12 protein-coding genes are annotated in these 13,486 nt (G+C 68.7%); 8 read left to right on the forward strand and 4 right to left on the reverse strand.

Features of this window, described 5'->3' with window-relative positions; all coding sequences use genetic code 11:
- Nucleotides 1–176 precede the first annotated feature (176 nt).
- On the reverse strand, nucleotides 177–563 hold the full coding sequence (locus AC5P7I_RS15480) for a DUF4440 domain-containing protein (RefSeq protein WP_014647499.1): 387 nt from the start codon (nucleotides 561–563) through the stop codon (nucleotides 177–179).
- Nucleotides 563–1,921, reverse strand: a complete 1,359-nt coding sequence (locus tag AC5P7I_RS15485; protein WP_262088229.1) for an MFS transporter — start codon at nucleotides 1,919–1,921, stop codon at nucleotides 563–565. The genes AC5P7I_RS15480 and AC5P7I_RS15485 overlap by 1 nt, the downstream gene beginning before the upstream one ends.
- A gap of 105 nt (nucleotides 1,922–2,026) precedes the next feature.
- Here AC5P7I_RS15485 and AC5P7I_RS15490 point away from each other — a divergent pair, with 105 nt between their 5' ends.
- Nucleotides 2,027–2,923 carry a LysR family transcriptional regulator gene (locus AC5P7I_RS15490; RefSeq protein WP_262088230.1) on the forward strand — a complete coding sequence of 299 codons (897 nt, stop codon included), beginning with the start codon at nucleotides 2,027–2,029 and terminating at the stop codon, nucleotides 2,921–2,923.
- 98 nt (nucleotides 2,924–3,021) lie between these two features.
- Here the strand turns inward: AC5P7I_RS15490 and AC5P7I_RS15495 are convergent, their stop codons facing one another.
- Nucleotides 3,022–5,817 carry a beta-glucosidase family protein gene (locus AC5P7I_RS15495; RefSeq protein ID WP_262088231.1) on the reverse strand — a complete coding sequence of 932 codons (2,796 nt, stop codon included), beginning with the start codon at nucleotides 5,815–5,817 and terminating at the stop codon, nucleotides 3,022–3,024.
- A gap of 337 nt (nucleotides 5,818–6,154) precedes the next feature.
- On the opposite strand from AC5P7I_RS15495, the gene AC5P7I_RS15500 reads away from it, so the two are divergent.
- Nucleotides 6,155–6,589 (forward strand): VOC family protein, encoded by a 435-nt coding sequence (locus AC5P7I_RS15500; RefSeq protein ID WP_262088233.1) that lies wholly within the window; start codon nucleotides 6,155–6,157, stop codon nucleotides 6,587–6,589.
- A 166-nt stretch (nucleotides 6,590–6,755) separates the two neighbouring features.
- Complete coding sequence (locus AC5P7I_RS15505; protein WP_046431199.1) at nucleotides 6,756–7,460, forward strand: AraC family transcriptional regulator; 705 nt, start codon at nucleotides 6,756–6,758, stop codon at nucleotides 7,458–7,460.
- A gap of 9 nt (nucleotides 7,461–7,469) precedes the next feature.
- On the opposite strand, the gene AC5P7I_RS15510 is transcribed toward AC5P7I_RS15505, so the two are convergent.
- The gene (locus tag AC5P7I_RS15510; protein WP_032960191.1) at nucleotides 7,470–8,360 is read right to left on the reverse strand and encodes a sterol desaturase family protein; all 891 of its coding nucleotides are present in this window, start codon (nucleotides 8,358–8,360) and stop codon (nucleotides 7,470–7,472) included.
- Nucleotides 8,361–8,492: 132 nt separating this feature from the next.
- On the opposite strand from AC5P7I_RS15510, the gene AC5P7I_RS15515 reads away from it, so the two are divergent.
- From AC5P7I_RS15515 to AC5P7I_RS15535, 5 genes are all read left to right on the forward strand, one after another.
- Nucleotides 8,493–9,443 carry a LysR family transcriptional regulator gene (locus tag AC5P7I_RS15515; RefSeq protein WP_014647506.1) on the forward strand — a complete coding sequence of 317 codons (951 nt, stop codon included), beginning with the start codon at nucleotides 8,493–8,495 and terminating at the stop codon, nucleotides 9,441–9,443.
- Between the two features lie 92 nt (nucleotides 9,444–9,535).
- Complete coding sequence (locus tag AC5P7I_RS15520; RefSeq protein WP_014647507.1) at nucleotides 9,536–10,186, forward strand: DsbA family oxidoreductase; 651 nt, start codon at nucleotides 9,536–9,538, stop codon at nucleotides 10,184–10,186.
- A 36-nt stretch (nucleotides 10,187–10,222) separates the two neighbouring features.
- Complete coding sequence (locus tag AC5P7I_RS15525) at nucleotides 10,223–11,230, forward strand: cyclase family protein (RefSeq protein WP_049418880.1); 1,008 nt, start codon at nucleotides 10,223–10,225, stop codon at nucleotides 11,228–11,230.
- A 219-nt stretch (nucleotides 11,231–11,449) separates the two neighbouring features.
- Nucleotides 11,450–12,064: a translesion DNA synthesis-associated protein ImuA gene (gene imuA / locus AC5P7I_RS15530; protein WP_014647509.1), complete on the forward strand. Its 615-nt coding sequence runs from the start codon at nucleotides 11,450–11,452 to the stop codon at nucleotides 12,062–12,064.
- A 9-nt stretch (nucleotides 12,065–12,073) separates the two neighbouring features.
- Nucleotides 12,074–13,483 carry a Y-family DNA polymerase gene (locus AC5P7I_RS15535; RefSeq protein WP_046431214.1) on the forward strand — a complete coding sequence of 470 codons (1,410 nt, stop codon included), beginning with the start codon at nucleotides 12,074–12,076 and terminating at the stop codon, nucleotides 13,481–13,483.
- Nucleotides 13,484–13,486 lie beyond the last annotated feature (3 nt).

A 13,486-nucleotide genomic window follows, 5' to 3' on the forward strand; every position in this document is an offset into this window, starting at 1 on the left:
GAGCCATGAAGTGTGTGCGGGCTTTGCATTCTGCGGTGGATGCAGGCAGGACTGATGGCACATGTGCCTGCGTTGCCGCTGCGCTCGCCGGCGACCGGTAGTGCCGGCCGCTGGCCGGCAACTTCATGATCCTGCGGCGCGTTACGCGGTTGCCGGCCAGCGGCCGGCACTACCGGTCAGGCTACCGGCACTTCATGCAAGGCCAGCCAGCGCCAGCGCCCGGTTTCCTGCCGCAGCACCGCCAGTGACTCCCGCCATGCAGGCGTGCCGCCATCGAGCGAATGCCCTTCGCGATAGCGCAGCACCGCCAGCGGTGAAGGCGCTTCCACCGCGTGCACGGCGTCGATGGAAATCCGCAGCCCGGGGCGCGCCCCGTGACCGCCCGCGAACAACGCCTGCACGGCTTGCCGATCCAATCGGCGACCCGCGATGCCGACCATGCTGAAGTCCGCGCTGAAGTGCGCCATCAGATCCTCCAGCGCATCGGCGCCGACATCGGCACGGAACCAGGCCTGCAGCTTGTCGTGCAGGTGGTGGATTTCATGTTCTGCGGTGGTATCCATCAGATGTTCTCCGGTTGCGAAAGGGTGAGCAACTGCGGCCGGCGCAGCAGCGCCATCGGCAGCAGGGTCAGTACCGCGGCCAGACCCAGCGCCATGCCGGTGGCGTGGGCCGGCAGCCATTGCATGGCCAATGCCAGCAGCAGCGCGATGGCCGCGGTGCCCAGGCAGAAGCTGAGCTGGCGGTTGAGGTTCCAGAGTGCACTGGCATCGCCCAATGCTTCGCCCTCGACCCCATGGAAGGCCAGCGTCTGCGCGGTGCTGCTGCACAGGCTGCCGCCGGCGCCCATCAGCGCGAACAGCAGCCCGGCCAACGCGAAGGCCGGCTGCGGCAGCAGCGCCATCAACAGCAGGCCGCTGGCCTGCAGGAGCATGCCCGTTCGCAGTACCGTGGCCGGGCCGAAGCGCGCCAGCAGGCGCTTGCTGGCCGTGATCGCAATGGCCGAGGCCAGCGCCCAGGGCAGCATCAACGCGCCGATGCGTGCCGCGCTGTAACCGGCCTGGTGCAGCTGCAGGGTACTGACCAGCTGGCTGCCGATGAACACACCGGGCACTGCCAGATAGACCAGCATCGCCAGGCGCAGGCTCCGATGGGACAGCAGCGACCAGCGCAGCAGGGGCTGCGCCTGCTGCCGTGCATGCCGCAGGTGGGCCGCCGCCAACAGCATTGCGATCAACAGCAGTACGGCACCGGCGGCCCGATGGCCGGGTTCACCCAGCCAGGTCAACGCCAGCAGCAGCGCGCCCAGCGCCAGCATCGCGGTGGACAGCGCATAGGCCTGCAGGCGCGGCGCACTGCGCGCGCCATCGGCCGGCATCCAGGCCAGCACCAGGCTGATCGCCACCACCGCCAACGGCAGGCTGGCCCAGAGCACGCCGCGCCAGGACAACCACTGCACCAGCAACCCGCCCAGCGCCGGCGCCAGTGCGGGCACCAGCAGCGCCACCAGCAGGATGCGGCGGGTCAGCGCGCCACGCTGGTCCGGCGTGCACTGTCGGTACGCTGCCGCCTGTGCCACCGGAATCAGCAGGCCGCCGGCCAGCCCCTGAAGCAGGCGCCAGCCCAGCAGCCAGCCGATACCCGGTGCGGCGCCGGCCAGCACAGCGGCAACCGCGAACAACAGCAACGCCACCAGCAGCAGGCGACGCTCACCACAGCGCGCGGCCAACCAGGGCGCCAGCGGAATCACCACGCTCAGGCCCAGCATGTAGGCGGTGCCCACCCAGGCCAGGGTACCGACATCAGCGTGCAGTTCCGCTGCCAGTGCCGGATAGGCCACCGTGGCGATGAACATGTTGACCAGATCCAGGGCGAACACCAGCAGGAAGATCGCCTCATGGCGCAGGCGGGGGGACGGCATCGGCGGCGCTCCAGCAAGGAAGCGTCCAGCATGCCGTCCGGGCTTTGTTGGAAAAACACGACAACACCTGCAACACTGTCAAATCTGTTTTGACAATGAATCGCCATGGTCAGCCTCGATCGCTTCGATATCTTCCGTGCCGTGGTCGAGGCCGGCAGCCTGACCGCAGCGGCCGATCGGCTCGGCCTGAGTCGTGCGGTGGTCAGCTTCAACCTGAAGCGGCTGGAGCAGGAGCTGGGCGTGACCCTGCTGCTGCGCAGTACCCGCCACCTGGCCCTGACCGACGCTGGCGAACAGTTCCTGCAGCACTGCGTACAGGCGCTGGATGCCGCGCAGGCGGCAATCGATGCCGCGCGGCGCGACCAGCACCAGCTGCAGGGTGTGCTGCGCCTGACCACCACCCCAGAGTACGCGCAGCTTCGCCTGATTCCCGCACTGGAAGCCTTCCGTGCGCGGCATCCGGCCCTGCAGCTGCACCTGTCCACGTCTCCCGCGCCGGCAGACCTGATTCCCGAGCGCTTCGACCTGGCGATCCGTCTCGGCCGTCTGCCCGATTCGGGCCTGCATGCCAGTGAACTGGAATGGCACCCGCTGTGCGCGGTGGCGGCTCCGTCACTGCTGGCACGCCTGCCCTCTGCCGATGCGGCCAACGACCCCGTGCAACTGGGCACCCTGCCCCGCCTGGGTTACCCGCGCCTGGCCGACGTGCCGGTGGTCGCGCCCGACGGCAGCGATGCCTTGTTTGCCACCAACCCGGGCAATGCAGTGGTGCGCGTGGATGGTGCCAGCAGCCTGCGCGCCTTCGCCGTGGCCGGCGCCGGGGTCACTGTGCTGCCACGCTGGCTGATCGAGGACGACCTGGCCCAGGACCGCCTGCGCCCGGTGCTGCGCCAGCACCGCTTCCCGCAGCAGAGCGTGTACGCGGTCTACCCGCACAGCACGCAGCCCTCGCCGAAGGTGCGGCAGCTGATCGATTTCCTGCGCGGGTGGTTCGCCATATGAAAAGGGGACGGAGGGGATTAAGTCGTTTATGCATAAACGACTTAATCCCCTCCGTCCCCTTTTTCAGGCACGGCCCTTGCGGGCCGTGCCTTCAAGCCTCAGCGCAGCACCTGCTCCACCAGCTGCACGTCCACCGTCTGCAGCGGCTCGGCGGCGTTGCGCGACAGCTGCACCTGGTAGGTGCCACCGTCGATCTTCCACTGGCGCGCCTGTGCATCGTAGTGGGCCAGCGTCTTCGGCTCGGCTTCGATGCGGATGCGGCGCTGTTCGCCCGGCTGCAGGGTCACCTTGTCATAGCCGATCAGGCGGATCGGCGTGGTGCTGCCGGCCGGCAGCTTCAGGTACAGCTGGGCCACGTCGGCACCGGCGCGCTTGCCGGTGTTGCGGATGTCGACGCTGGCGACCAGGCGCGAACCTTCCACGCTCACCTTCAGGTTGTCATAGGCGAACGAGGTGTAGGACAGGCCATGGCCAAAGGCGAAGGTCGGGGTCAGGCCCTTGGCCGCCATCCACTTGTAGCCGACGTTGGCGCCTTCGATATCGAAATCGAACACATCACCGAACGGCTTGGCCGGCTTGAAGCCGAGGCCGTCGATGTGCGGGCGCGGCAGCTGCGATTCGTCCGTCACCCAGGTCACCGGCAGGCGGCCGGACGGATTGACCTGGCCGGTCAGCAGTGCGGCAATGCCTTCGCCACCGCGGATGCCCGGGTACCAGGCCTGCAGCATCGCCGGCACCTGCGCCAGCCACGGTGTGCGCACCGGGCCGTTGGTTTCCAGCACCAGCACGGTCTTCGGGTTGGCCTTGGCCACTGCCGAGATCAGGGCATCCTGGTTGTCCGGCAGCTGCATGTCCGGCAGGTCCACCGATTCGGCAGCCCACTGCGTGGCAAACACGATTGCCACATCCGCCTGCGCGGCCGCCTTGGCCGCAGCAGCGGCGTTGGTGCCATCGACATACGTGATAGTCGTGTCCGGGCGCGCCGCACGCAGCGATTCCAGCGGCGAGGACGGATGGAAGATCACCGGGCCCGGCCAGGTGGTCGGCATCACGCCGGGCACCGCGTTGGTGCCCTTGGCGGTCACGCCCACCATCGATGAACCACCGCCACCGATCACGCCCTTGTCGGCATGGCCGCCGATGATGACGATGCGCTTCACGCTGTCGGCCAGCGGCAACAGGTTGCCCTCATTGCGCAGCAGCACGCTGCCCTCCTCCACCGTGCGCTGGGCAACGGCGAAGCCGGCCTCGGCATCCACCTTCTGGTGCTGCGGCGGGTTGTCGAAGTTGCCATGCAGGAACATCGTGCGCAGGATGCGCGCCACCATGTCGTTCAGGCGCGCCTGCGGCACCACGCCGCCATGCACGGCCAGGCGCAGCGGTTCATCGAAGAACACCGCCGCGTCGAACACCTCACCGGCCGACTGCTGGTCCAGGCCGGCCAGCGCAGCCTTCGAGCCACTGTGCACGCCACCCCAGTCGGACATCACGAAACCGGGGAACTTCCATTCCTGCTTCAGCACCTGGTTCATCAGGTAGCCGTTCTCGCAGCCGTAGGTGCCGTTGATCTTGTTGTACGAGCACATCGCCACGCCCGGGCGACCGGCATCCAGCGCGATCTCGAAGGCCAACAGGTCCGACTCGTGCATGGCCTGTTCGCCAATGCGCACGTCGTGGAAGTTGCGACGGGTCTCCATGTCGTTCAGCGCGAAGTGCTTCATCGAGGAGATCACGTGCTGGCTCTGCACGCCCTGGATCAGCGCGCCAACCATCGAGCCGGCCAGCAGCGGGTCTTCGCCGGCGTACTCGAAGTTGCGGCCGTTGCGCGGGTCACGCTGCAGGTTGACGCTGCCCGACAGCAGGATATTGAAGCGCTGCTGCCACGCCTCGCGGCCCATCGTGGCGCCACCGGCGAAGGCAACTTCGCGGTTCCAGCTCGCTGCGGTGGACGGGCCCGATGGCATCGCCGTGGCGAAGTCGCCCGGGCGGATGCCCCCCGGATTGGTCACGCCGACACCGGCATCGGCCGACTGCTGCGACGGGATGCCCAGCCGCGGTACGCCCGGCACGAAGCCGGCCGAACCGACCGCACCTTCCGGCAGCGGGCCGCCGTCCTTGCCCAGCCCGAAGTAGCTGTGCAGCATCTGGAACTTCTCATCCTCGGTCATCGCCTTCAGCAGCAGCGCAGCGCGCGCATCGGCGTTGAGCGTGGTGTCCATCCACGGCGTGTCGCCGTGCTTGTCGGCGGCATAGGCCAGGGTCAGCAGGGTGGCACGCAGCGTGCTGCCTTCCACCTTGAACGGCGCGCTGCTGGCGGCCTGGAAGCCGTCGCTGAAATAGCTGGCATCGGCTTCCAGCGCCACACGCGCCGGATCGAAGCCTGCGGCCTTGGCCGATTCACCGGCCACCGCGCCGAGCAGCACCGCCGGTGCACCCAGCCGCGAACGGGTGACCAGCGCCGGCAGCTGCGCCGCACCTGCACCGGCATCGGTATAGACCGCCACAGTGTGGCGGCCATCGTCCAGGCGCAGGTAGTTCAGGCCCGGCTGGTCGGGGCCGGATTCAGCGGCGATCGGCAGCCGGGTCAGAACAGCCTGGCCGCGCTGGGTCTGGCCATCGTCCTTGCCGGCGGCAATGAAGCGGTACTCGTAGCCCAGGCCATCGGCCAGCACCTGCAGCGGATCGACCTGGCCGATGCCGCGCTGCACCTGGCGCACGCTCACCGCGTCCACCTTCAGGCTCTTCAGTTGCGCGGCCAGCGCCGGCATCGCCTCGGCGTGGGGCGCCTGTTCCAGGGTCAGCACAGTGAACGCGGCCGGGTCGGCCCAGGCCGGAGCGGCCAGTGCGGCAGACAGGGCCAGAGACAGTGCAAGCGGTTTTGTAAACGTTTTCATCGGCAGGCGTAATTCCGTTGCCAAGGCAATCGGTCCAGGGAAAGTGCCGCCGAAGGGTGCAGCGTTCATGCCGCGCAGGGGTTGCCAGGCAACGCCCCGCAGGCCGATGGACGGGCCGGTCTGCGCGCGGGACCCTCCTCCCGGCGTGACAACCTGCCTGCCCGGGCCGCGCAGGGCGACCCAATCCTGTGAAGATTGTGCGAGGGCGTTCACACCTGTCAACAGGACCTAAGTCACAGGGGCAACCCGGCCAATGGTTATCAGGCCATCACTGGCGGTCATCAGCGCGCCGCGCGAGGCTGCTGATAATGGAGATCCCTGGCCACGAATCGAGCCCATGACCGTACATCGCGACTTCGATCATCTCTGGCGCGACCGCTGTGACACCTCCAGCCAGCGCCCGCCGCGCGTGCTGATCCGGGTGTTCGTGGCCCCGGGCGAGCTGGAGCGCAGCGTGGCGTTCTACGAGCAGTTGCAGGGCGTGGTAGCCGATGCGGGGTTCCCGTTCCCGGAAGCCGGGCTGCGCCTGGCGATGGTCGGCGCCTTCCTGCTGATCGAAGGCAGCCAGGCGGCACTGGCCCCGTTCACCTCGACCACGGGGACACTGCTGGTCGATGATGTTCGGCCCTATCACGACAAACTGGTCGCCGCCGGCGCCGAGATCATCTTCCCGCTGCAGGTAGTCCCGACCGGGGCGGCGTTCAACGCGGTGCATCCCGATGGCACCGTGGTTGAATACGTGCATCACCGGCCGGATCCGAACGGGCGCTGAGGGGGCGCACGGCCGGGCAGCGCCCGGCACCCGCGGTAGGCAACCTCAGAAGCAACAGCCGAAGCAAAAGCGGGCTTCCTGTGGGTTGGCGGGGTAGGGCCGGTTGCGTTGACGCCGTGCAATCCGTCTGTCGAAATAATCGATTTCGATTGAGATTCATCCACGCATGGCATGGATCTACAATCCCTCAATGTCCTCCCCCACCCTGCCCTGGAATGGCACGTTGCTGCTGGATGCTCACGTGGCCGTGCTGCAGGGTCATGCCGGTGACAGCGCCGCGCACGCGCACTACGCCCATCAACTGCTGCTCAGCGACGGCGCAGCCTGGCAGGTCGAGGTCGATGGCGTGCAGCAGCAAGGCCAGCGACTGTGGCTGCCATCATTCCAGCCGCACGCGATCCTGTTAGCGCCAGAAGCAGGCTGCACGGTGTTTCTTGAGCCGACGCATGCCAATCCCGCACAGATCCAGCAATACCTGCACGCACTGCCGGGCAACGCGCTGGAACTGCACGGCTGGCTGCCACGGCTGAGCCGCCCGCAACCGCTGGACCGCCGCGTGCAGGCGGCATTGGCCCGTATCGCCCAGCACCTGCCCGGCCCGGTGCCGGCCGCCGATATCGCCGGGGCGGCGCACCTGTCGACCAGCCAGCTGCACCGGCGTTTCCAGTCTGATCTGGCGGTGACCCTGCGCGGCTGGGTGCTGTGGCAGCGGCTGCGCCGCGCACTCATGCATCATCTGCGCGGGCACACCCTGACCGACAGTGCGCATGCCGCTGGATTCGCCGATCTGGCCCATCTGTCGCGCAGCCTGCGCCGCATGTTCGGTATCGGTGCCGCGCAGCTGCAGGGCCTGCAGCTTCAAGCGGCCTGACACGGCCCATCATCCGCGCCTGCGCAGACCTTCCGGCAGCTCCGGCACCTCGCCGTGCGGCAGTTCGCGGAACGGCGCCAGCAGCTGTCCCGGATAATCGCGCGGATAGTCCGGTTGGCTGCCGATGCCGAGGTCGCGCTGCTGCAGCCGATAGCCCGGCGCATCGAAGGCGGTCCCCAGCAGGTGATCCCAGACGGTCAGGAACAGGCCGAAGTTGACGTCGCCAGCGGTGCCGTAACGCATGTGGTGGAAGCGGTGCAGCGGCGCCCACGCCATCACCCGGCCCAGCAGGCCCGGGCGCATGTCCACGTTGGAGTGCTGCAGCAGCAGCTGGATGGCAATGGCGAAGGCCAGCACCGCAGCCACCGGCATCGGCAGGCCCAACAGCAGCAGCGGCAGTACGCCGCCCACTGCTTCGGCCGCCTGGTGCAGCGGATGCTTCATCAAGCCGTTGAAGCCGTACATGCGGGTGACGCTGTGATGCACCGCGTGCAACCGCCACAGCCAGCCGATGCGATGGCTGGCGTAGTGCACCAGGGTAATGCCAAGGTCGGCGCAGACGATGGCCAGCAGTACCTGCAGAACGAACGGCCACTGCAGCGGCCACAGCTGCCACGGAAGGAGCGCTGCCAGCAGCGGCACCGCAGCGATCGACAGCAGGTTCAGGCTTTCGTTGACCAGTGCATGCAGGGTGTCACGCAGACTGTCGCCGTGGTCGTGGTTGAACGCGGGGTCATACGGCCAGGCACGTTCGGCAGCGAACGAAACCGCGATGGCGACCGCCAGCAAGGCCAGCAGCCATAGCGGATCGCCATGGAGGTGGCCGACCCAGACGACGGCGGCGGCAACAAAACCGAGCAGGAACAACGGGGCATACAGGCGGAGGATCCAGTGTTTCATGGGCAACCCGGAACGTGAGGGGCCTGCATGCTGGCGCGGCACGACGGTTGCGCGCTTGAACAAACGGCGCAACCCGCCCCGTCTCGGTGGATATCCCCCCTTTGGCCGACACCGCGTTTCCCCCACCCACGGATGGCGTGGATCTACAATGGCGCCCTCATCGCGCCCGGTACCGGCATGGATTCCTTCAACCTGATGCGCGCCTTCCGCCGCATCGTCGAACGCGGCGGGCTGGCCCGCGCTGCCGAAGACCTGGGCATGTCGCCGGCCGGGCTGAGCAAGCAGTTGCGCGCGCTGGAAACGCACCTGGGCGTGGTGCTGCTGCAGCGGACCACGCGGCGCATGAGCCTGACCGAGACCGGCCACGCCTATTACCGCGAATGCTGCCGCCTGCTCGACGAATTGGACGCATTGGAACGTGGCATCGCCGAACAGCGTGGCGAGGTGGCCGGGCGCCTGCGTGTCAATGCACCGCAGTCGTTCGCACTGAGCACGCTGTCGCCGCTGCTGCCACGCTTCCTTCAACAGCATCCACAGCTGTCGCTGGACCTGGTGATGGAAGATCGCCTGCTCGATGCGGTCGGTGAGGGTTTCGATGTGTCGTTGCGGCTGCGTGCCGAGCTGGACGACTCGCGACTGGTGGCGCGCCGGCTTGCCTCGCTGCAACAGGTGCTGTGCGCTGCCCCGTCCTACCTGCGGCAGCGTCCAGCACCGCAGTCGGTGGACGATCTGCAGGTGCACAGTGTGCTGGCCTACAGCCTGTCCGACTCCCCCGGCAGCTGGCCGCTGCTCGGCCCGGATGGGCAGGTGACCATCACCCTGCCGGCACGCGTCACCGTCAACAACAGCCTGCTGCTGCGCGACCTGCTGGTGGCCGGCATGGGCATCGGCGCCCTGCCCTCGTTCCTGGCGGCACCAGCGCTGGCCCGTGGCGAACTCCAACAGGTGCTGCCCGACCACCGCTATCCGCCACGCTTCGTGCATGCGGTCTATCCCACGTCGCGCCACCTGCAACCCAAGGTGCGTGCCTTCATCGATTTCCTGCACGCCGAGCTGCCCCGCTGCGCCGGCCTGGATTCGTAACCGCCAGCGAAAACTGAGCTGCCCACGGCGCGCTGTTTCGGCCCCGCCGCGCTGCCTAATCTGCCGCCTCCCCTCTCACCGATGGCAGGCAGATGTCTCCCGTTCCTTCCCCCGCCACCGCCGCGCCGGTGGTCGACTTCTTCCACGACGTGGTCTGCGGCTGGTGCTTCGTGCTGGCCCCGCGCCTGCAGCAGGTCTCGGCCGAACTCGGCATCCAGGTGCGCCATCGCAGCTTCGTGCTGCAGGACTCGCGCGCGCAGATGGTCGAGGTGTTCGGCTCGATGGAGCGCGCCAAGGCGATCATCCTGCGCCACTGGACCGACTGCGCCGCGCATGAAGACAGCGCGCGCATCGATATCGAAGGCATGCGCGCACAGGACTTCGAATATCCCTCCGGCTGGCTCGGCGCACTGGCCTGCCAGGCCGCAGGGTTGATCGGCGGCAATGATGCCCATGGCGCAATGTTCGACGCGGTGCAATGGGCGCACCTGCACCAGCACCGCAACATCGGCGACGCCGAAGTGCTGCTGGATATCGCCGAATCACTGGGCCATCCCCGTGGTGCCTTCGCTGACCACATGCGCAGCGACGCAGTACGCCAGCGCGTGCAGGCCGATCGTGCCGACGCCGCTGCCCTCGGCATCCGCTCCATTCCCACCGTGATCGGCGGCAACGGCCTGCGCCTGCAGACCCTGCCGCTGCCGCAACTGCGCCAGGCCCTGGCGCCCCTGGTCGCGGCCTGAGCCGCACCCTCCCCCACCCTGCAAGGAGATTCCCCCATGACCCCACGTATCCTGGCCAGCGCGCTGGCCCTGCTGCTGGCCGGCACCGCGGCGTCCACCACCGTGTCCGCGCACGAACGCGTTCCCTCCGGCCAGCAGGTCGGCACCAGCCCCTGGGGGCCGAAGGACGAGATCGGCCGGCTCAACCTGATCACCGAAGCCTCGCGTGCGGCGATCCTGTCGCGGGTCAGCGGCGGCAAGGCCTATGACCTGGCCACCGACTACTACGTCGGCATGCCCAGCTGGCAGGACGCCGGCGACCCGCACTACCAGTTCTGGATGACCCACACCCCGCGCGGCACGGTGATGGACGACCCGATGGGCGTGGGCGAGAGCATGAACCTCACCCGCAGCTACACCGGCACCGCGTTCTCGATGTACAGCCACACCGGCACCCACATCGATGCGCTGAACCACTTTGGCATCCACGGAAAGATCTGGAACGGCTTCGAGGCCGACAAGCATCTCGGCGATCGTGGCTGGAATGTCACCGGCATCGAGAAATTCCCGCCGCTGATCGCGCGTGGCGTACTGATCGACGTGGCCGCCGCCAAGGGCGTGGACATGCTGCCGGATAGCTACCGCGTCACCCGCCAGGACCTGAAGGATGCGCTGGCACGCCAGCGGGTGAAGCTGCAGCAGGGCGATGTGGTGCTGATCCGTACCGGCCGCATGCGCCTGTTCGAACAGCCCAAGGCCTACATGGCCAACCCGCCGGGCATGGGCCTGGACGCGGCGCGCTTCCTGGTTGAGGACAGCGGCGCGATGATCGTCGGCGCCGACAACCTGAGCTTCGAGACCTTCCCCTCGGAGGTGGCCGACGACTACGTGCCGCTGCACACCTACCTGCTGGCCCAGCAGGGCGCGCCGATCATCGAACTGGTGGCGCTGGATGAACTGGCCCGCGACAAGGTCTACGAGTTCGCCTTCATCGGCGGCCCGCTGAAGATCCGCGGCGGCGATGCCGCGCCGCTGCGCCCGGTCGCGCTGCCGGTCCGCCCGTAACCGGGCCCTGTGGGTGCCGACCTGGCTCGGCACTCCTTTCCCACTTCAGCAACCTGAAACCCGGTCCGCCAATTTCATTAGTAATTCTACTCACAAGGCGAGTAGCATGTCTGGTCTCAGCCCCTGATACCAGCCCGCCGATACTCGCTCCATGCCTGTCGTTTCCGCCCGTTCCTGCCGCTTCCAGCCCGCCCGGCGCCTCCCTTGGAGGACCGGCTGATGGGCGCCGTCGTCGCCCTCGACCGGCTGCTGGACGGCCGCCAGTTGTGGCGCGGCCCGGCCCGCCAGGGGCCGGCCAGCGACCACCTGGCCAGCGGCCACCCGGCGCTGGACGCACGCCTGCCCGGCGGCGGCTGGCCGGCCAGCGGGCTGTGCGAGGTGCTGCAGGCGGCGCCGGGCGTTGGCGAACTGGCCCTGGTCTGGCCGGCGCTGGCCAGGCTGAGCCAGCGCGACCGCCCGATCGTGCTGGTCGCCCCACCCTATCGCCCGCATGCCCCGGCCTGGGCCGCGGCCGGGCTGGATCTGGCCCAGCTGCAGATCATCCACGCTGCGCCGAAGCAGGCGCTGTGGGCGGCCGAACAATGCCTGCGCTCTGCGGCCTGCGCGGCGGTGCTGTGCTGGCCGCACCAGGCCGACGATCGCGCCCTGCGCCGGCTGCAGGTCGCCGCCGACAGCGGCCAGTGCCTGGGCTTCGTGTTCCGCGAGGCGCAGGCAGCGCGCAACCCCTCCCCGGCCAGCCTGCGCCTGCAGCTCGACCACGGCCAGGTAAGGGTGCTGAAGTGCCGTGGCGGCCTGCCACCCGCGCAGCCGTTGCCACTGGCCATCACCCACTGAGGCCGCGCCATGCACTGGGCCTGCCTGTTGTTGCCGCAGCTGGCGCTGGACAGCGTGCTGCGCCTGCAGCCGGACCCCCAGCGGCCACTGGTGCTGCTGCAGGGCCCAGCGCAGCGCCGCGTGCTGCGTGCGGTCAGCCCGGCCGCGCGCGCAGCAGGGCTGCGCCCGGGCATGCTGCTGTCGGCCGCGCAGGTGCTGGTGCAGGACATGCACCTGCACGACTACGACCCTGACGCGGAACAGCACACCCGGCAGCTGCTGGCCAGCTGGGCCTACGCCTACAGCTCGCAGGTCAGCCTCGATTTCCCGCATGCACTGGTGCTGGAAATCGGCGCCAGCCGTGCCCTGTTCGGTGACTGGCTGACGATCGAAAAGCGCCTGCGCAACGAACTGCATGAACTCGGTTTCCGCCACCGCCTGGTGGCCGCGCCCACGGCGCATGCCGCGCGCGTGCTGGCCAACGTCCACGACGGCCTCGGCATCGATGCGCAGCAGCTGCCAGCGGCACTGGCGCAGCTACCCTTGCCGCGCTGCGGCCTGCCCAGCGACGCGGTGACCGTGCTCGGCCGTTCCGGCCTGCGCACGCTGGGTGCGGTGCTCGAGCTGCCGCGTGACAGCCTGGCCCGGCGCTTCGCACCGGAGGTACTGCAGCAGCTGGATGCACTGCGCGGCCTGCCCACCGCGCCGCTGCGCTACTACCAGCCACCGGACCGTTTCGATGCGCGCATCGAATTCGAATACGAGATCGAATCCAGCCAGGCCCTGCTGTTCCCGCTGCGCCGCCTGCTGCTGGACCTGGCCGCCTTCCTGTGTTCGCGCGATGGCGGCGTGCAGCGCTTCGACCTGCATTTCGAGCACGACCTGCTGCCGGCCAGCGTGCTGACCATCGGCCTGCTGGCCCCCGAACGCGATCCTGCGCTGCTGTTCGAGATCGCACGCAACCGCATGGAAGCGTTCGCCCTGCCGGCCGGCAGCCGCGCACTGCGCCTGCAGGCCGAGCAGCTGCCACCATTCGTGCCCGCCGCGCGCGACCTGTTCGATACCCGGCCGGCGCAGGCGATGCCCTGGAACCAGCTGCGCGAGCGCCTGCGTGCGCGGCTGGGTGATGACGCCGTGCAGCCGCTGGCGGTGCAGGCCGACCATCGCCCCGAACGCGCCAGTGGTACCCAGCCACCGGCCAAGCCCCCGTCGTACTGGCCACTGCGCCCCGGCTGGTTGCTGGACACCCCACAACCGTTGCGTGACCCGCGCCTGCGCATCGTCGCCGGGCCGGAGCGGATCGAATCGGGCTGGTGGGACCAGGCCGACGCACGCCGCGACTACTACGTGGTGGAAACCGCACACGGCCAGCGCGGCTGGGCCTTCCGTGAGCGCAACGATCCGCATGCGCCGTGGATGCTGCACGGCTGGTTCGGCTGAGCC

It is taken from the genome of Stenotrophomonas sp. YJH_SMC_138 (assembly GCF_059369855.1).